Genomic DNA, 17,939 nt, shown 5'->3' with positions numbered 1-17,939 from the left:
GCAGGGGAGTGCAGACGCCGCTTCCCGTTCAGTGCCGAGCGGTTGCCGGTGCCGCCTGGCAGAGACTGTTCTGCCCCTGCAGATAGGGCTGCAGGATCGGCGCCATGCCCTTGAGCACCTGCACCGGCAGGGCCGAGGTGAAGCGGAACTTCTCCGCGGCGCGGCCGGGAACGTAGGCGGTGAGCGTGCCGAAGTGGTTCGGCCCGAGGTAGAAGACGAAGGTGGCGGTGCGGTTCAGCGCCTGCGAGCTGACCACGTAGCCTCCCCGGGCGACCCGCTGGATGCGGTTGTCGCCGGTGCCGGTCTTGCCGCCGACGGTCAGGGGCGTGCCGTCGGCCTGCTGGAAGCTGCCGAACAGGCGCCGTGCGGTGCCGTTCTCCACCACTTGGGCAAGAGCGCCGCGCAGGGCTGCCGCGACCTCCGGAGCCAGCACCCGGCGGGCGCGGTCCGGGGCGAGGCCGAGACGGGTCTCGTAGGGGGTGTCGACGGCGAATTCCAGACTGTCGATGCGTACCACCGGCAGGCGCACGCCATCGTTGAGGATGATGCCGATCAGCTCGGCGAGCGCCGCCGGACGATCTCCCGAGCTGCCCAGTGCGGTGGCCAGCGAGGGCACCAGGTGCGGGAAGGGATAGCCCAGCCGCTGCCAGCGCTGGTGGATGTCGAGGAAGGCTTCCACCTCCACCATGGTGCGGATGCGGCTGTCGCGGGCGCTGCGGTGGCGGCTCTTGAACAGCCAGCCGTAGACTTCCTGGCGCTCGTCGCGGCTGGCCTCCACCACCTCCTGGTAGCTGGCCGCCGGGTGCTGGATCAGGTAGCCCAGCAGCCATAGATCAAGGGGATGGACGCGGGCGATGTAGCCCTGGTCGGGCAGGTTATAGGCGCCCGGGCCATAGCTGCGGTAGAGACTATCGAGGCGCTTCTCGGTGAGGGTGCGGTCATTCGGCAGGTGGGCGCGCAGGAAGGCATCGAAGCTGGCGCGGTCGCTCTGCGGCAGCAGGTAGCGGTGCACCGCGGCGAGCCGCACCGGAGTGACGCGCAGCCCCTCGAGGAAGGTGGCCAGGCGCTCGTCGCTGCTCTTGCCGCGGTACTTGTTCCAGAACCGGCGCAGGTACACCGTGCCCTCGCGGTCGGCGAAGCGGGTCAGGTATTCCAGACGGCGCGGATCCTGGTCGTCCTTGAGCAGGGCGACACTGTTGTTCGGCGACTGATAGATGGTGTAGCGGACGATATCGCGCAACAGGCGCACGAAGGGCAGGTTGATCGACTCGCGCAGTGATTCGCGCATTGTCGGCCGGCGGCCGTTGTCCTCCTTGCGGAAGTTGGCGAAGGTGTGCAGGCCGCCGCCGGTGAAGAAGCTTTCGCCGGGGCTCGCCGAGTAGCGCCGCTCGAGGGCGGCATCCAGCATGGTCGGCAGGCTTCCCTCCGGATTCATCATCAGCCACTCGATGGCCCAGCGGGTCAGGAAGTCCAGCGGCTCCGTCTGGGCCTCCGCTGCCCGCAGTGCGGCCCTGTCCTGCCCGGCGAAGCGCGCGTGCAGTTCGGCGATGATTTCCAGGTAGGTAGTCAGCACCCGCAGCTTGGCGGTCGAGCCCAGCTCCAGCTTGCTGCCCTCGTTGATGTCGAAGGGCTGTGCCGTGCTGTCGGTCTGCACCCGTACGAGGAAGCTGTCGCCACTGCGTTCGAACAGCGTGAAGCTGTAGCGCACCTCGGCGGTTTTCTCCGGCGACAGCAGGCGTTCGCCGAACAGGCCGATGCTTTCGGCGAAGGCCGGATCGGCCAACTGGCCCAGATAGCGGGTGATGGCCTCCTGCAGCTCGCCCTGTAGGGGCGTGCTGGCGGACAGGTCGAAGCGGTCGAGGTCGTACAGCGAGCGTTGCAGCAGGGTAGCCAGGCGGCTGCGGGCGACGCTGATGCCCTTGGTGGTCTCGATGGGCTGGACCGCGGGCTCCTGCATCCAGTCGCGAAACGCGGTGCGCTGGGCGAGGGCGGCCTCGGCCAGACCGGGATCGATCTGCCCGCCCTTGCGCAGCAGGCGGATGTGGCTGTCGGTGAGGGCGGCCAGCTCTTCGCGGCCAGCGACCAGATAATGAGAGGGACGGCGCTGGGCGATCAGCAGCGAGAGCACCTGGCGCAGCGCCAGGCCGCGTTCGGCCAAGCTGGCATCCGCCGAGGCGAGCAGCCGGTTGACCCGGGCGAAGTCGGCGCCGTACCAGACCCGCAGGCCGTCGGCCAGGCCGTGCACCTCGCCGTAGCCCGGCGCGGCGGCGAGCGGCACGCTGTTCAGGTAGTCGCGCACCACGTTCTGCCGTGCCTCCATTGTCTGCGGGCCATTCTGGTAGGCACGCACGCTGGCGGAGAACATCTGCCGCAGTTTTTCCATGGCCGAATCGGTCAGGCCGTCCGGCGAGTGGCGGTATTTTTCGATCTGCGTGGCCAGGGTGCTGCCGCCGGCCGACTGGCCGGCAAGACCGAACATCTCGCGGACCTGCGAAAGCGCAGCCTTGGAGAAGCGTGGCCAGTCCACTGCGGGGTTGGCCAGCGGCTGCGATGGGTCGAGCAGGTAGCGGTTTTCGATGAACAGCAGGCTGTGCACCACCAGCGGCGGGATGCTGGCATAGCTGGAATAGAACTCCTTCGGCAGGCGGTAGCTGTAGAGCGGCATGCCGCGGCAGTCGCTGATGGTCAGGCCGGCCTGGGGCTTTTCCGCATAGGGCGGGAACAGACGGTGACGGCTGTACTCCAGCAGCGGCTGGGAGAAGCGCGCCTGGCGAGTGATCTCGAAGCCCCGCTGTTCGAGCCGCGGCAGCCATTCGGGCAGTGCCGTGTAGCCGAGGCGACGATCATAGGGGCCGTATTCGGGAAAGTGGATCGCCGGGCTCGGGCCATTGCCTACGGAGTAGCTGAGGGTCGCCGCGTAGCGGCTGAATTCCCGCGACTGCAGGCGCGAGGTCTGCAGTTCGAAATACAGCAGTACGCCGAGCACGGCGGCGCCGGCCAGCACCACGAGCCAGGCCAGCAGGCGCCAGCGCATCCGGTGGGGAGGAGGGGGCGCGGAGGGCGGCAGATCGTGCTCGGGGAGCACGGACCGTTGTTCATCTCTCTGCCAAATTACACCCATATCGACCTGTACCTGGCGTTTCCCGCCTGTCTGCTTGTCCGTCAGATCATTAGCTTAGCCGTTGCCTGATGGCGCCGGGGAGCCTCTTTTGCCACCCTTTTGTGCTTCATCTCGCTTTACCCGGAATGACTGCGATTCAGCGCCCTTTCGAGGCCGCGCTGACCCCCTCCAGGGTGGCGAAGGAGGTGTCCTTGGCGGTCAGCAGGAAGTCGCGCATGAAGGGGGCGTCCAGCATGTCGGCACGAATCGCCGCATGCAGCGTGGCGTGCAGGCCCTTCTCGCCGAGCCGTCTGGCAGTGACGTAACCGCGCGAGCTGTACTCGTGCAGCGCCCAGTTCGGCAGGCAGCAGACCCCGCGCCCGGAGGCCACCAGTTGCAGCATCATCACTGTCAGCTCGGCGGTGCGCACGCCGGCCGGTTCGACGTCGGCCGGATCGAGAAAGCGTGTGAATATGTCCAGGCGATCACGCTCCACAGGGTAGTGGATCAGTACTTCCCCAGCTAGATCAGCAGGTCGGATGTATGTCCTGGCAGCCAGCGGGTGCTGGTTGGCCACGGCCAGCAGCGCCTCGTAGGTGAACAGCGGCACGTAGGCGATGCCGGGCATCTCCAGCGGGTCGGAGGTCACCACCAGGTCGAGATCGCCGCGCGCCAAGGCCGGCAGAGGGGCAAAGGGGAAACCGGAGGCGAGATCCAGCTCGACCTCGGGCCAGGCATCGCGGAACTGGTCGATGGTCGGCATCAGCCACTGGAAGCAACTGTGGCATTCGATGGCCATGTGCAGACGGCCGGCGGTACCGCCGGCAAGACGCGCCAGGTCGCGCTCGGCACTGCGCAGTTGGGGCAGCAGGGCATCGGCCAGCTGCAGCAGGCGCAGCCCGGCACTGGTGAAGCGCAGCGGCTTGGTCTTGCGGATGAAGAGTTGCAGACCAAGACGATCCTCCAGTTCCTTGAATTGGTGGGACAGCGCCGATTGGGTCAGGTGCAGGCGCTCGGCGGCCTCCACCAGACTGTCGGCCTCGCGCAGGGCGTGCAGGGTACGCAGGTGGCGCAGTTCGAGCATGGCGGCTTCTCATGAAAATTTATAAAGATAATCAAGAATAAGCTGAGTTTGTCTCATGCCATGGGCCTTGTCGACAATGCTGCCTTCACTGACATGGAGAACAGCGCATGGCCCTGGCCCACACCCTCGGATTCCCCCGCATCGGCCGCAATCGCGAATTGAAGCAGACCCTCGAAGCCTACTGGCAGGGCCAACTGGACGAAGCCGGTCTGCGCGCGGTCGGCCACTCGCTGCGTGCTGCCCACTGGCAGGCGCAGCGGAATGCCGGCATCGAACTGCTGCCGGTCGGCGACTTCGCCTGGTACGACCAGGTGCTCGCCCATTCGCTCTTGGTCGGCGCAATTCCCCGGCGTTTCCGTCCGGCCGACGGCCGGATCACCCTGGACACCCTGTTCGCCATGGCGCGCGGCACCGGTACCCAGGCGCTGGAGATGACCAAGTGGTTCGATACCAACTATCACTATCTGGTCCCCGAGTTCAGCGCCGACCAGCAATTCCGGCTGGGCTGGGAACAGCTGTTCGAGGAGGTGGCCGAGGCCTGCCAGCTGGGATACAGGGTCAAGCCCGTCCTGCTCGGCCCCTTGACCTATCTCTGGCTGGGCAAGGCACGGGACGGCGCGTTCGACCGGCTGGATCTGCTCGAGCGGCTGTTGCCGGTCTATGGCGAGATCCTCGGGCGGCTCGCCGCGCTGGGTGTGGAGTGGGTGCAGATCGACGAGCCGATCCTGGTGCTGGATCTGCCCCCGGCCTGGAAAGGCGCCTTCGAGCGTGCCTATCACCTGCTCCAGCAGACGCCGCCGAAGAAGCTGCTGGCCACCTATTTCGGGGCGCTGGACGACAATCTCGGTCTCGTGGCGAACCTGCCGGTCGATGGCCTGCACATCGATCTGGTGCGCGCCCCGCAGCAGTTGGCCGCGGTGCTCGACCGGCTGCCGCCGTACAAGGTGCTGTCCCTCGGCGTGGTCGATGGCCGCAACGTCTGGCGCTGCGATCTGGAGCAGGCTCTGCAGTCGCTGCAATCGGCAGCCGAGCGCTTCGGTCCGCGGCTGTGGGTGGCGCCGTCCTGCTCGTTGCTGCACTGTCCGATGGATCTGGCGCAGGAGGATGGGCTCGACGAGGAACTGAAGGGTTGGTTGGCTTTCGCCATGCAGAAATGTGCGGAGGTAGCCATCCTGGCCCGGGCCGTCGAGGAGCCGGAGGCGACCGAGGTACAGGAGGCGCTGGCCGAGAGTCGGAGCGCCCGGGAGACTCGCCGGCAGTCTCCGCGCATCCACAAGCCGGCCGTGCAGGCGCGTTTGCACGGCATCGGCGAAACGGACTGGCGCCGACCGACCGCCTTCGCCGAGCGTATCGGCAGGCAGCGCGCGCAACTCGATCTGCCACCGTTTCCCACCACCACCATCGGCTCCTTCCCGCAGACTGCGGAGATCCGTCAGGCACGTCAGGCCTGCCGGCGCGGGGAGCTGGACGAGGCCGGCTACAACGCGGCGATGCGGGCGCAGATCCGCCAGGCGGTCGAGGTGCAGGAGCGCCTCGGACTGGATGTGCTGGTGCACGGCGAGGCCGAGCGCAACGACATGGTCGAATATTTTGCCGAGCAACTGGACGGCTATGCCTTTACCCGCTTCGGCTGGGTGCAGAGCTACGGCTCGCGCTGCGTCAAGCCGGCATTGATAGTGGGCGATATCCGGCGCCTGCGCCCGATGACGGTGGAGTGGATCCGCTATGCCCAAGGCCTCACCGACAAGCCGGTGAAGGGCATGCTCACGGGGCCTGTGACCATGCTGATGTGGTCCTTCCCGCGCGAGGACCTGCCGCGCGAGCAGCAGGCGCTGCAACTGGCCTTGGCAATCCGTGACGAGGTGCAGGATCTGGAGGCTGCCGGTATTCGTATCGTGCAGATCGACGAGGCGGCCTTCCGCGAAGGGCTGCCGCTGCGTCAGGCCGAGCGCTGGCACTACCTCGATTGGGCGGTTCGGGCCTTCCGTCTGTGCAGTTCGGGGGTGCGCGACGAGACCCAGATCCACACCCACATGTGCTACAGCGAGTTTAACGACCTGATCGAGGCCATCGCGGCACTGGATGCCGACGTCCTCTCCATCGAGGCCTCGCGTTCGCAGATGGAACTGCTCGCGGCCTTCGAGACATTCGCCTATCCCGGCGAAATCGGCCCCGGGGTCTACGACATCCACTCGCCGCGGGTGCCAGAGCGGGAGGAAATGCTCGCGCTGCTGCGGCAGGCCGCCGAGCGTATCCCGCCGGAGCGTCTGTGGGTGAACCCCGACTGCGGTCTGAAGACGCGCGGTTGGGCGGAGACCGAGGCGGCGTTGGCAAACATGGTGGCAGCGGCGCGGGCACTGCGCGTTTCTCGGGCGCAGGTCGTCGAACACCACATCTGAACGGAGGAGGGAGTCACTCTGCCATGCTACCGCTCGGCAGGCTTCATCAAACTGTCATGGTTTTGTGGTAACGCGCCCGAACGAATATCCACACAATCCTGCTTGAATGGAATTGTGTTTTCCGGGTGTTTGCGATGCGCGCATTGTTCTTCCTGGTCGCCCTGCTGTGCGGCCTGCCGAGCCTGGCGGCATCCCGCTGCGATCTCCAGGCACCGACCGCCCTGGCCGATGTGGGGCCGGTACGGCTGGTCTACCAAAGCATCGGCCGTGAGTCCGATCCGGCCCTGGTGTTGATCATGGGGCTGGGCGGCCAGCTGATCGACTGGCCCGACGAGGTGCTGCTCGGTCTGTGCCGGCAGGGCTTCCGGCTCATCCGCTTCGACAACCGCGACGTCGGCCTCTCCACCTGGCGAGAGGAGATGCCCAAGGTCAGCCTGACCTACTGGGCACTGCGCCACCGGCTCGGGTTGTCGGTATCCGCTCCCTACGCCCTGCGCGATATGGCTCGGGATACGCTGGCGCTGATGGAGCGGTTGCAGGTGCCGCGCTTTCATGTGCTCGGGGTCAGCATGGGCGGCATGATTGCCCAGCACATGGCCGATCTGGCCCCGGAGCGTATCCAGAGCCTGACCTTGGTGATGACCAGTTCCGGCGCCCTGGGGCTGCCGGGGCCCAATGAGGCGCTGCTGAAGCTGCTGGCGCGACGCGAGGCAGACGGCCGCGAGATGGCGATCGAGCGGCAGGTCGAGCTGCTCGCCGCGCTCGGCAGTCCGCAGATCGACGTCGACCGTGAGCAGCTCAGGCGGCAGGCGGCGGCGGCCTACGACCGCGCCTTCAATCCGGAGGGCGTCAAGCGGCAGATCCTCGCCGTGCTCGCCGAGCCCAGCCGCGTCGAGCTGCTCAGGCGCCTCCGCCTGCCGACCCTGGTGGTGCACGGGACTGCCGATCCCCTGCTGCCGGTGATGCATGGCGTGCATGTCGCCGCGCATGTGCGGGGCAGCGAACTGCGGCTGATCCCCGGTCTGGCCCACCGTTTCCAGGAGGCTTTCAAGGAGCCGCTGCTGGCGGCGGTGCTGCCTTATCTGCGCAGCCAGCGCCGGGAGAGGGCCCTGGCCCGGCTGTAGCCGTGCTCTGCATGACGACCGGCCGCTCGCTCAGGTACTCGGCGAGCCGCCGTTGTGCAGCCGGCGGCAGCAGAAGGCCGAGCTTGGTGCGCCGCCAGAGGATGTCGTCGGCCTCTTCGGCCCATTCTTCACGGCACAGGTAGTCCACTTCCCGGCCGTACAGCCCGCCCCCCAGGTGTTCGCCGAGATGGGCGGGCAGGCTGGCGCCTTCGAGCAGGCGATAGGTTCGGCTGCCGTAGGTATGGGCCCAGCGCTGTGCGAGTCCGTCGGGCAACCAGGTGAACTCTTGGAGCAGAGTGCCAGCCAGCACATCCGGATCCTCCAGCTCTTCGCCGCCGGGCAACGCCGTGCCGGCGGTCCAGCTTGGTTTCATCGGGGGCAGGAACGGTGCCAACTGCTCCAGTGCTGCCTCGGCGAGCCTGCGGTAGGTGGTCAGTTTGCCGCCGAATACCGAGAGCAGCGCGGCCTGGCCTTGTTCGGCGGAAAGACTGAGGCTGTAGTCGCGCGTGATGGCGGCTGGGTCATGGGACTCGTCATCGAGCAGGGGGCGCACGCCGGAGAAGCTGTGGCGAATATCGCTGCGCTGCAGCGGCCGCTTGAAATGAGCGTTGACCACCCGCAGCAGGTAATCGATCTCCGTCTCGCTGATATGCACCTTGGCCGGGTCGCCTGCGAACTCCCGGTCGGTGGTGCCGATCAGGCTGTAGCGCTGTAGATAGGGAATGACGAAGACGAGACGTCGGTCCTCGTTTTGCAAAATATAGGCCTCGTTTCCTTCGTACAGGCGCGGTGCAATCAGGTGGCTGCCCTGGACCAGGCGGATGCGATGGGGCGGGCGCTGGTGCAGGGCGTCCTCGATGAAGCGGCTCACCCACGGGCCGGTGGCATTCACCAATGCCCGGGCACGAACACTGAAGCGATCGCCATCGGTCCGCTGCAGTTCGACCTGCCAGAGGCCCTGCTGGCGCTGTGCAGACAGGCAGCGGGTGCGGGGGCAGATGATCGCGCCCCTTTCCCGTGCGGCCATGGCGTTGAGTAGCACCAGGCGAGCATCGTCCACTTGGCAGTCGGCATATTCGAAGCCGCGTCGGATTTCCGCCTTGAGCGGACTGTCTGCCGTGAAGCGCACCGCATGTGAGGTAGGCAACTGCCCGCGGCCGCTCAAGCGGTCATAGACGAACAGACCGGCGCGGATCATCCAGGCTGGTCGCAGCTGCGGGCGCAGGGGAAGGATGAAGCTCAGCGGCCGAACGATATGAGGGGCCTTGCCCAGCAGTATTTCGCGCTCGGCCAGCGCCTCGCGTACCAGGCGGAACTCGCCCTGCTCGAGGTAGCGCAGGCCGCCGTGGATCAGTTTGCTGCTGGCTGAAGAGGTGTGCGCGGCCAGATCATGCTGTTCGCACAGCAGTACGTGCAGGCCACGGCCGGCGGCGTCGGCGGCAATGCCGGCACCGTTGATGCCACCACCGACCACGACCAAATCGTAAAGCGGGGCATCGGGTATTGCGGAGAAGGCTGGGGAGTTATTGTTCATTTCGGCTAAGGTAACGCTTCTATAGTCTCATTTTCCACTTTCAAACATGACCCCTGCCATCGATCTGCTGAAGAAAGCCCGCGCCGAGTTCCGTGTGCACAGTTACATTCATGACCCCAAGTCCGCCTCCTATGGCCTGGAGGCAGCGGAAAAGCTCGGGTTGCCGCCGGAGCAGGTCTACAAGACGCTGCTGGCCTCGACCGAAAGGGGCGAGCTGCTAGTGGCGGTGGTGCCGGTCGCCGGCAGTCTGGATCTGAAGGCCCTGGCCGGTGCCGCCGGTGTCAAGAGGGTCGATATGGCCGATGCCGGCATTGCCCAGCGCAGCACTGGCTATCTGCTAGGAGGCATCAGTCCTCTGGGACAGAAGAAACGCCTGCGTACCTTCATCGATGAATCGGCTCGCACCTTCCCGAGCATCTTTGTCAGTGCCGGCCGCCGCGGATTGGAGGTGGAACTGGCAGCAGAGGTGCTGGCCGAGCATACCCAAGCCAGCTTTGCAGCCATCGGGCGCTGACTCCCGTAGGCGCCGGCCCACGCTTTCGGCCAGGCTGTGATCAGCATGCCTCACTATAGCGGCGTACGCCGGAGCTGGTCAGGTCGGGCAGGAGAGATCCATTGTCCGGGGTAGGAAAGATCACCAAGTGTTCGGCGGCTACGCTGATGCCTACCTGCTCCCCGGGCAGATGATCGATATGGCTGGGGAAGACGGCCTCCAGCGGGCTGCCGGTAGGAAGCCGCAGGCGATAGAAGGTGGAGGCACCGAGGAAGGTCTTGCCGGTGATGGTGGCTTCTAACGTGCTACCTGGCGTATGGACGATGTCATCCGGACGCAGCAGAACCTCCACTGAGCTGCCGATGGGGCAGGTGTAGGCACGATTGCCCTGAATCACACCGAGCTCGGTCTGCACCGTCCCCGGGGTCAGCAGCTGGCCACGGATGAAATAGCCTTGGCCGACGAAACTGGCGACGAAGGGGGTGAGCGGTTCGTGGTAGAGGTTGTAGGGCGTATCCCACTGCTCCAGGTAGCCATTTCTGAATACGCCGACATGATCACTGACCGCGAAGGCTTCTTCCTGGTCGTGGGTCACCAGTACCGCGCTGGTGCCGCGTGCCTTGAGGATATCGCGCACCTCGTGGCTGAGCTTGCGGCGCAGTTCCACATCCAGGTTGGAGAAGGGCTCGTCGAGCAGCAGCAACTGGGGCTCCGGCGCCAGGGCGCGGGCGAGCGCCACTCGTTGCTGCTGACCGCCGGAAAGCTCGTGGGGGTAGCGCTGCGTCAGGTGAGTGAGCTTGACCAGCTCCAGTAGCTCGGCGGTGATACGGGCGCGCTGCGGGTGCTTGCGGATGCCGAAGCCAATGTTCTCCGCCACTGTGAGGTGCGGAAACAGCGCGTAGTCTTGGAACACCATGCCGATGCGGCGCTTCTCCGGCGCCAGGGTAAAACCGGCGCGGGAGATCACTTCGCCGGCGAGCTGGATCTCGCCTTCCTGCACCGGCTCGAAGCCGGCGATGGCGCGCAGAGTGGTGGTTTTGCCGCAGCCGGAGGGGCCGAGCAGGCAACCGATATCGCCGGCATTCAGGTGCAGGTTGACCTGCTGGACGACCCTGTGGCCTTGGTAGCCACAGACGAGATTGCGCAGGTTGAGCAGTAGGGAGTGGGTCATGCGTGGTGATAAGCCGGCTCGATGAGAAATTCCAGCAGTGCCTTCTGCGCATGCAGGCGGTTTTCCGCCTGGTCCCAGACCACCGAGCGTGGGTCGTCAAGCAGGTCGAGGCTGACCTCTTCACCGCGATGGGCTGGCAGGCAATGCATGAAAAGGACGTCGTCGGCGGCGAGATCAAGCAGCCCGCTGGTCACCTGGTAGGGCTTGAAGAGCGCCAATCGATCTTCGGCTTCCGTTTCCTGACCCATGGAGGTCCATACGTCGGTGCTGACCAGGTGGGCGCCGGCAACTGCTTCATGAGGATCACGCATGATTTGTACGCGCTCGGGGGCAACGGCGACAAATTCGGGCTTGGGTTCAAAGCCCTCCGGACAGGCGATCTTGAGCTGGAAATCGAATTGACATGCAGCTTCGATATAGGTGTTGCACATGTTGTTGCCGTCGCCGATCCAGGCCACTGTCTTGCCCTGAATCGAGCCCCGCTGCTCGTGGAAGGTCTGCATGTCGGCCAGCAGCTGGCAGGGGTGCAGATCATCGGACAGGCCATTGATGATGGGTATCCGGGAGTTTTCTGCGAAGGTCGTCAGAGTGCTATGGGCAAAGGTGCGGATCATCACTGCATCGAGCATGCGCGACATGACGATGGCTGTGTCGCTGATGGGTTCGCCGCGATTCAGCTGAGTATCCCGTGGCGAGAGAAAGATGGCTTGGCCGCCGAGCTGGATCATTCCTGCCTCGAAGGACAGGCGGGTACGAGTCGAGGCCTTCTCGAAAATCATGCCCAGTACGCGGTTTTTCAGGGGCTCGAACAGGGCGCCGCTGTTGCGCAGATCCTTCAACTCGATGCCGCGACGAATCAGGTTGGCCAGTTCCTGGGGCGTGCAGTCCATCAGTGAGAGAAAGTGCCTTGCGCTCATCATCGGTTCCTTTCTTATATCGGTACAAGCTGCAGGCCGGACATGGACTTCACCAGAAAAACTATGCCTACAGCAGCCACTCACGGGGTGGCGAAAATGGGAAAGCGGCGATCTTATAGGGAAAATGCAAAGCCGCGCAAACCAACGCTGAAGGCAATGGAAGCAAAGTCCATGCCTTTGTCCTGCAAAAGAGCTGTCTGCTGCAGGGGTGTTTTAGGGAAGGCTGAGCGCAGAGCTTGGTTTTCCGTTACAATGCCGTCATCGTGCCGACTTCGTCGGAAAGTCCAGTCGAGGTGACCCAATGGATGTTATCGAAACTATCAAAGAGCAAATCGCCAGCAATAGCATTCTGCTATACATGAAAGGCTCGCCGAATGCACCCCAGTGCGGCTTCTCTGCTCGCGCTGCACAAGCCCTGATGGCTTGTGGCGAGCGATTCGCCTATGTCGATATTCTGCAGAACCCTGAGATTCGTACCAGTCTTCCGAAGTACGCCAATTGGCCGACTTTTCCGCAACTATGGGTTAAAGGAGAACTGATCGGGGGAAGCGACATCATCCTTGAACTGTTCGAAAAGGGTGAGCTGCAGCAGCTTGTGAAGGATGCATCCGATAAAGCCGATGCCTGAGATGAATGCAATTGCGATGCTGCTTTCGTCCGGACGGGCTGTGTAAGGACCGGATGGCCTAGCAGGATGATTCGACAAGTGCCCACATTGACGATGTGGGCATTTTTATTGATGTGTCGATTTGAACTCAAGGCTTAGGCAAGACAGCCTGTTGTTCCGCCCTGTTTTGAGGTGCTCATTCGTATTGGCCATCTTGTATCTAGGAGGAAGGCATCCCGACTGCTTCTGTCTTTGTTGCAAATGTAGTTGGGGGATTTGCTGGAAATATGCTGATTGCATGGTTGGCCTGAGGCGTCCTGGCTGGGCGGGGGCTCGACAGGGGGTGCCTGAAAAGACAAACGCCCCGAATGACTCGGGGCGTATCTGCTCTGGAAAGAGCCTTGCACACTTATGCGGAAAAAGCCTTTTTCGTGTGTCCGGCTGAAGTGCTACTGGCGGATGTGGTTTCGCGGCATCATTGCAGCCTGCTGTCGCTTACTCGTCCATTTGCGATTGCAGATAGTTCTCCAGGCCGATCTTGTCGATCAGATCGAGCTGGGTTTCCAGCCAATCAATGTGTTCCTCTTCTGACTCGAGGATATCTTCCAGCAGTTCGCGACTGGCATAGTCCCCAACGCTTTCACAGTAGGCAATGGCGGCTTTCAGATCGGGCAATCCCGCTTGCTCAAGCTTCAGATCGCACTCGAGCATTTCTCTGGTGTGTTCACCGATGAGGAGCTTGCCGAGCTCCTGAAGGTTGGGCAGGCCCTCAAGAAACAGAATGCGCTTGATCAGCTTGTCGGCATGCTTCATCTCGTCAATGGACTCGTGATACTCATGCTTGCCGAGCTTTTCCAGCCCCCAGTCCTCATACATGCGTGCATGCAGAAAATACTGGTTGATTGCGATCAACTCGTTGCCGAGGATCTTGTTGAGGTGCTGGATGACTATCTTGTCGCCTTTCATGTCCATTCCTTTTGAATAGGGATGTTGATGAGGCAGTTTGGTCTTTTGGATTGGATATGTCAAAAGCTAAGTGATTGAGTCCAATAGAGAATAAGTCTCTAGTGCGACTGTTTGTGCGAGGGGTTCATTCAGTGGCTGGATCGGCGGGGAGATAGGAAGCCGGGTGCCGTGGCGCCCGGCTTCCATAAGCATCAAGAGGCAGCCAGTACTGCCGGGCAGAAGGTTGCATCCTGGGTGTTTTGCGCCTCTTCGCCAAGAGTCTCCCGCGCGATCTGCTTGGCTACACAGGCGCATTTACCACACTGTGTGCCAACGCCAAGCGCAATACGTACATCACGATAGGTACAGCAGCCGCCTTGGATTGCGCTGCGGATTTGACCATCGGTAATACCTTGGCAAAGACATACGTACATAGGCGCCTCAGCTCGGCAAATAATGACGTGATAAGAGGATCCTAATCTTAATGAGAATGATTGTCAAAGGTCCGGCCAGCCGCTGGTCGGTCCGTAATCGTTGGCTTGAGGTTCCTGGTCTGGCTTCTGAAGGGGGGGCGATCTGCTGCTTCCTGGGAGGGCAGTCGTTGATGGTGGGGCTCAAACCGGCGAGGCTTTTTGCTGCCTGTTGGGCAGGGTGGTAGGGCTGTATCCAGCCAAGAGCGTCCATGCTGCTTGAGTATGTCGAGCGGCGTGGCTGGAGGGGGGATGGAAAACATGCGGGAAGGGGGTGTCCCGCTCAGGCGAATTCTACCCAGCCGCCCATTTCCTTCCACCGGTTAACGATGCCGCAGAATAGCTCTGCGGTTTTCTCCGTGTCATAGCGTGCGGAGTGAGCCTCGCGGCCATCGAACTCTATACCTGCACTCTGGCATGCCTTGGCAAGCACGGTCTGGCCATAGGCAAGTCCGGCTAGGGTAGCCGTATCGAAGCTGGAGAAGGGATGAAAGGGGTTGCGCTTGATATCGCAGCGAGCCACGGCGGCATTGAGGAAGGCCAGATCAAAGCTGCTGTTATGACCCACCAGAATGGCGCGCTTGCATCCATTGGATTTCACCGCCTTGCGCACACCACGAAAGATCTCTTGCAGAGCATGCTCCTCGCCGACCGCCATGCGTAGAGGATGATCCAGTTTGATGCCGGTGAATTCCAGGGCTGCTGCTTCGATATTGGCGCCTTCAAAAGGCTCAACGCGAAAAAAATGGCTATGTTCGGGAAACAGGAAACCCTGCTCATCCATGCCGATGGTAATGGCTGCGATTTCCAGCAGGGCGTCGGTTGCACTATTGAAGCCGCCGGTTTCAACATCCACCACGACCGGCAGGTAGCCGCGAAAGCGATGTGCCATGGGATGGCGTGATGCATTGGTGGCGCTAGACGTTTCGAGAATGTCGTCGAAGCGTTCTTCGGTCACGTGTTTTCCTCCAGCAGACGCCAGCGCAGTTTTTCTCCAGCGCGCAGCGGAACCAGGCTGTGTTCGCCGAACGTCAGGCTGGTAGGTGCCGTCCACTCTGCGCGGATTAGCGTAATGTGATCGGTATTGCGTGGCATGGCATAGAAGTCGGCGCCATGATGACTGGCAAAGGCCTCTAGTCGATCTAGGGCGTTGCGCTGTTCGAAGGCTTCGGCATATAGCTCGATGGCTGCATGTGCCGTATAGCAGCCGGCACAGCCGCAGGCGGACTCCTTGGCGTGACGGGCATGTGGCGCCGAGTCGGTGCCGAGAAAAAACTTGGGATTGCCGCTGGTGGCTGCGTCCAGCAAGGCTTCCTGGTGAGTTCGGCGCTTGAGGATCGGCAGGCAATAAAAGTGGGGGCGTATGCCGCCGACCAGCATGTGGTTGCGGTTGTACAGGAGGTGGTGGGCGGTAATGGTGGCGCCGACATTGCCGCTGCTGGCTTCTACAAATTCTACGGCATCGCGGGTAGTAATATGCTCGAATACCACCTTGAGCTTGGGAAAGCGCTCGACCACACGAGACAGATTGTCGTCTATGAAGCGCTTCTCGCGGTCGAATACATCGATCTCGCTATGGGTTACCTCACCATGCACCAGTAGCGGCAGACCCGCTTCGGCCATCGCCTCCAGCGTTGGAAAGATGTTTTCGATACTGGTGACTCCAGCGTCCGAATTGGTGGTGGCACCCGCAGGATATAGTTTGGCTGCATGCACCAAGCCACAGGCCTTGGCTGCTCGGATATCTTCCGGGGTGGTCCTGTCCGTGAGATAGAGGGTCATCAAGGGCTCGAAGCGACTGTTCGCAGGGCATGCGGCCTGGATGCGCTGCCGGTAACTGTCCGCCTCGGAGACATTGCGCACCGGGGGAACCAGATTGGGCATGACAATGGCGCGACCAAAAGTGCGTGCCGCATCAGCCACTGTTCGAGTCAGGGCTGCACCGTCGCGAAGATGAATATGCCAGTCATCGGGGCGTAGCAGAGTCAGTCGGTCGGACATTGAAGCTTCCAGAAAAAAATTGAGGCTGTTGTGCATCCTACCGGAAAAGGTCTCAGGCAGCACTTGCTGCTTGGATTGGCAGGAGGAGCGGCTCTGTAAAAGGTTGGGCGCCGCCGCTACAATCGGCACCTTTTCGTAAACCCCGTGGAGCTGATGGCATGGCGGACGTGAAAAAGGTTGTCTTGGCTTATTCTGGCGGCCTAGATACCTCTGTGATCCTCAAGTGGTTGCAGGATACCTACAACTGCGAGGTGGTAACCTTCACCGCTGATCTGGGTCAGGGCGAAGAAGTCGAGCCGGCGCGAGCCAAGGCACAGGCTCTCGGCGTCAAGGAGATCTTCATCGACGATCTGCGCGAGGAGTTCGTGCGTGACTTCGTCTTTCCGATGTTTCGTGCCAACACCGTTTATGAGGGCGAGTATTTGCTGGGTACTTCCATTGCTCGCCCGCTGATCGCCAAGCGTCTGATCGAGATCGCCAACGCCACTGGTGCCGACGCCATTTCTCATGGTGCTACCGGCAAGGGTAATGATCAGGTGCGCTTCGAGTTGGGGGCTTACGCGCTGAAGCCGGGCGTCAAAGTGATCGCCCCTTGGCGCGAATGGGATCTGCTGTCTCGTGAGAAGCTGATGGACTATGCCGAGAAGCACGGTATCCCGATCGAGCGCCACGGCAAGAAGAAGTCGCCGTACTCCATGGATGCCAACCTGCTGCACATTTCCTACGAGGGTGGTGTGTTGGAGGATACCTGGTCCGAGCACGAAGAGGATATGTGGCGCTGGACCAAGTCTCCAGAGGCTGCGCCGGATGTGCCGAGCTATATCGAGCTGACCTACCGCAAGGGTGACATTGCCGCCATCGACGGTAAGGAAATGACCCCGGCTCAGGTGTTGGCCGAGCTGAACAGGATAGGCGGCGAAAATGGTATCGGTCGTCTCGATATCGTCGAGAATCGCTACGTTGGCATGAAGTCTCGAGGCTGCTATGAGACCCCCGGTGGCACCATCATGCTCAAGGCTCACCGGGCCATCGAGTCGATTACTCTTGATCGCGAAGTGGCTCACTTGAAAGACGAACTGATGCCCAAGTATGCCAGTCTGATCTACAACGGTTACTGGTGGAGCCCGGAACGTTTGATGCTGCAGCAGATGATCGATGCTTCCCAGGTCAGCGTGAACGGCTTGGTGCGTCTCAAGTTGTACAAGGGAAATGTCATTGTCGTCGGTCGTAAGTCAGATGACTCCTTGTTCGATGCCAATATCGCAACCTTCGAGGAGGATGGCGGCGCCTACAACCAGGCTGACGCTGCGGGCTTCATTAAGCTCAATGCGCTGCGTATGCGTATTGCTGCCAGTAAAGGGCGCAACACCTTGGTGTGAGTAGAGGTGGGGCGAGCTCTTCTGGGGAGAGCTTGCTCCACTCTTGCCCTTTCGTCGTCTTCTTCCTTCGAGAGTGGTATCCCGCTGCTATCTTGAATCCAAGGGATGGTTGCGGTTCTTGATGTGTGGTGTTGAGAAGTCGTTGCCGTTGGGGTCAAGAACAAGCAATTGGTTGTTGTAGATGTTTCAAGAATTTTTGTTTTTGCTGCTTGACAGGCTTCAAGGCTGCTGTAGAATGCGCGGCCTCGGTTGAGACGAAAGCTCAAGCGAAACGCTCTTTAACAAGTCGAATCAAGCAATTCGTGTGGGTGCTTGTGGATAGAACCGGTGGTCGCAAGATTATCGGCAACACAAGTAGCTCGTGAATTCATGAGTTTATTTGCGATTGCTGAGCCAGGCTTTGGATCCTCGGATCCTGCTGAATTTGAACTGAAGAGTTTGATCATGGCTCAGATTGAACGCTGGCGGCAGGCCTAACACATGCAAGTCGAGCGGCAGCGGGACCTTCGGGTTGCCGGCGAGCGGCGGACGGGTGAGTAATGCCTAGGAATCTGCCTGTTAGTGGGGGATAACGCGGGGAAACTCGCGCTAATACCGCATACGTCCTACGGGAGAAAGTGGGGGACCTTCGGGCCTCACGCTAACAGATGAGCCTAGGTCGGATTAGCTGGTTGGTGGGGTAACGGCCCACCAAGGCGACGATCCGTAACTGGTC

At 62.1% G+C, this 17,939-nt stretch carries 14 protein-coding genes and 1 rRNA gene (1 of these 15 running past the window's edge); 6 read left to right on the top strand and 9 right to left on the bottom strand.

All coding sequences use genetic code 11. The annotated features are described in order from the left end of the window. Positions 1-28 precede the first annotated feature (28 nt). Both GCU53_RS06780 and metR read right to left on the bottom strand, forming a co-directional pair. A complete protein-coding gene (locus tag GCU53_RS06780; RefSeq protein WP_152386931.1) occupies positions 29-3,121 on the bottom strand; it encodes a transglycosylase domain-containing protein in 3,093 nt (1,030 codons plus the stop codon). Positions 3,122-3,257: 136 nt separating this feature from the next. After that, the gene (metR, locus tag GCU53_RS06775) at positions 3,258-4,184 is read right to left on the bottom strand and encodes a transcriptional regulator MetR (RefSeq protein WP_152386930.1); all 927 of its coding nucleotides are present in this window, start codon (positions 4,182-4,184) and stop codon (positions 3,258-3,260) included. 107 nt (positions 4,185-4,291) lie between these two features. Between metR and metE the strand changes: the two genes are divergently transcribed. Together metE and GCU53_RS06765 are read left to right on the top strand one after the other, a co-directional pair. Next, positions 4,292-6,583, top strand: coding sequence for a 5-methyltetrahydropteroyltriglutamate--homocysteine S-methyltransferase (gene metE / locus GCU53_RS06770; protein WP_152386929.1), 2,292 nt, complete (start codon positions 4,292-4,294; stop codon positions 6,581-6,583). Positions 6,584-6,717: 134 nt separating this feature from the next. Continuing rightward, positions 6,718-7,707: an alpha/beta fold hydrolase gene (locus GCU53_RS06765; RefSeq protein WP_208845451.1), complete on the top strand. Its 990-nt coding sequence runs from the start codon at positions 6,718-6,720 to the stop codon at positions 7,705-7,707. Here GCU53_RS06765 and glpD read toward each other — a convergent pair. Beyond that, complete coding sequence (gene glpD / locus GCU53_RS06760) at positions 7,631-9,241, bottom strand: glycerol-3-phosphate dehydrogenase (RefSeq protein ID WP_152386928.1); 1,611 nt, start codon at positions 9,239-9,241, stop codon at positions 7,631-7,633. The genes GCU53_RS06765 and glpD overlap by 77 nt on opposite strands. A gap of 46 nt (positions 9,242-9,287) precedes the next feature. On the opposite strand from glpD, the gene ybaK reads away from it, so the two are divergent. After that, entirely contained in the window at positions 9,288-9,755 is a 468-nt protein-coding gene (gene ybaK, locus GCU53_RS06755) for a Cys-tRNA(Pro) deacylase (RefSeq protein ID WP_152386927.1), read from the top strand. A 40-nt stretch (positions 9,756-9,795) separates the two neighbouring features. Here the strand turns inward: ybaK and GCU53_RS06750 are convergent, their stop codons facing one another. Then, positions 9,796-10,905 carry an ABC transporter ATP-binding protein gene (locus GCU53_RS06750; RefSeq protein ID WP_152386926.1) on the bottom strand — a complete coding sequence of 370 codons (1,110 nt, stop codon included), beginning with the start codon at positions 10,903-10,905 and terminating at the stop codon, positions 9,796-9,798. Then, positions 10,902-11,822 (bottom strand): ornithine carbamoyltransferase, encoded by a 921-nt coding sequence (gene argF / locus GCU53_RS06745; protein ID WP_152386925.1) that lies wholly within the window; start codon positions 11,820-11,822, stop codon positions 10,902-10,904. Before argF ends, GCU53_RS06750 begins: the two co-directional genes overlap by 4 nt. A 301-nt stretch (positions 11,823-12,123) precedes the next feature. Here argF and grxD point away from each other — a divergent pair, with 301 nt between their 5' ends. Then, positions 12,124-12,450, top strand: coding sequence for a Grx4 family monothiol glutaredoxin (grxD, locus tag GCU53_RS06740; RefSeq protein WP_152386924.1), 327 nt, complete (start codon positions 12,124-12,126; stop codon positions 12,448-12,450). Between the two features lie 474 nt (positions 12,451-12,924). Here grxD and bfr read toward each other — a convergent pair whose 3' ends face one another. The 4 genes from bfr to pyrC all read right to left on the bottom strand — a co-directional run bounded on the left by bfr (position 12,925) and on the right by pyrC (position 15,845). Next, positions 12,925-13,395 (bottom strand): bacterioferritin, encoded by a 471-nt coding sequence (gene bfr, locus GCU53_RS06735; RefSeq protein WP_152386923.1) that lies wholly within the window; start codon positions 13,393-13,395, stop codon positions 12,925-12,927. Positions 13,396-13,586: 191 nt separating this feature from the next. Continuing rightward, positions 13,587-13,808: a bacterioferritin-associated ferredoxin gene (locus GCU53_RS06730; RefSeq protein ID WP_152386922.1), complete on the bottom strand. Its 222-nt coding sequence runs from the start codon at positions 13,806-13,808 to the stop codon at positions 13,587-13,589. A 319-nt stretch (positions 13,809-14,127) separates the two neighbouring features. Beyond that, positions 14,128-14,802, bottom strand: a complete 675-nt coding sequence (gene rnt / locus GCU53_RS06725) for a ribonuclease T (protein ID WP_152386921.1) — start codon at positions 14,800-14,802, stop codon at positions 14,128-14,130. After that, positions 14,799-15,845 (bottom strand): dihydroorotase, encoded by a 1,047-nt coding sequence (gene pyrC / locus GCU53_RS06720; protein ID WP_152386920.1) that lies wholly within the window; start codon positions 15,843-15,845, stop codon positions 14,799-14,801. The genes rnt and pyrC overlap by 4 nt, the downstream gene beginning before the upstream one ends. A gap of 158 nt (positions 15,846-16,003) precedes the next feature. On the opposite strand from pyrC, the gene GCU53_RS06715 reads away from it, so the two are divergent. Beyond that, on the top strand, positions 16,004-17,224 hold the full coding sequence (locus tag GCU53_RS06715) for an argininosuccinate synthase (protein WP_152386919.1): 1,221 nt from the start codon (positions 16,004-16,006) through the stop codon (positions 17,222-17,224). 426 nt (positions 17,225-17,650) lie between these two features. Next, positions 17,651-17,939 (top strand): 16S ribosomal RNA (locus tag GCU53_RS06710) (it continues 1,247 nt past the right edge of the window).

The sequence above is a fragment of the Azotobacter salinestris genome (assembly GCF_009363155.1).
GTDB classification, from domain to species: Bacteria; Pseudomonadota; Gammaproteobacteria; order Pseudomonadales; family Pseudomonadaceae; genus Azotobacter; species Azotobacter salinestris.
This window is presented reverse-complemented; position numbering and strand designations above follow the sequence as displayed.

Bases quoted from the DNA above. Each gene is read 5' to 3' on its own strand.
- GCU53_RS06780 (WP_152386931.1), bottom strand. From the start codon at position 3,121: ATGGGTGTAATTTGGCAGAGAGATGAACAACGGTCCGTGCTCCCCGAG.
- metR (WP_152386930.1), bottom strand. From the start codon at position 4,184: ATGCTCGAACTGCGCCACCTGCGTACCCTGCACGCCCTGCGCGAGGCC.
- metE (WP_152386929.1), top strand. From the start codon at position 4,292: ATGGCCCTGGCCCACACCCTCGGATTCCCCCGCATCGGCCGCAATCGC.
- GCU53_RS06765 (WP_208845451.1), top strand. From the start codon at position 6,718: ATGCGCGCATTGTTCTTCCTGGTCGCCCTGCTGTGCGGCCTGCCGAGC.
- glpD (WP_152386928.1), bottom strand. From the start codon at position 9,241: ATGAACAATAACTCCCCAGCCTTCTCCGCAATACCCGATGCCCCGCTT.
- ybaK (WP_152386927.1), top strand. From the start codon at position 9,288: ATGACCCCTGCCATCGATCTGCTGAAGAAAGCCCGCGCCGAGTTCCGT.
- GCU53_RS06750 (WP_152386926.1), bottom strand. From the start codon at position 10,905: ATGACCCACTCCCTACTGCTCAACCTGCGCAATCTCGTCTGTGGCTAC.
- argF (WP_152386925.1), bottom strand. From the start codon at position 11,822: ATGAGCGCAAGGCACTTTCTCTCACTGATGGACTGCACGCCCCAGGAA.
- grxD (WP_152386924.1), top strand. From the start codon at position 12,124: ATGGATGTTATCGAAACTATCAAAGAGCAAATCGCCAGCAATAGCATT.
- bfr (WP_152386923.1), bottom strand. From the start codon at position 13,395: ATGAAAGGCGACAAGATAGTCATCCAGCACCTCAACAAGATCCTCGGC.
- GCU53_RS06730 (WP_152386922.1), bottom strand. From the start codon at position 13,808: ATGTACGTATGTCTTTGCCAAGGTATTACCGATGGTCAAATCCGCAGC.
- pyrC (WP_152386920.1), bottom strand. From the start codon at position 15,845: ATGTCCGACCGACTGACTCTGCTACGCCCCGATGACTGGCATATTCAT.
- GCU53_RS06715 (WP_152386919.1), top strand. From the start codon at position 16,004: ATGGCGGACGTGAAAAAGGTTGTCTTGGCTTATTCTGGCGGCCTAGAT.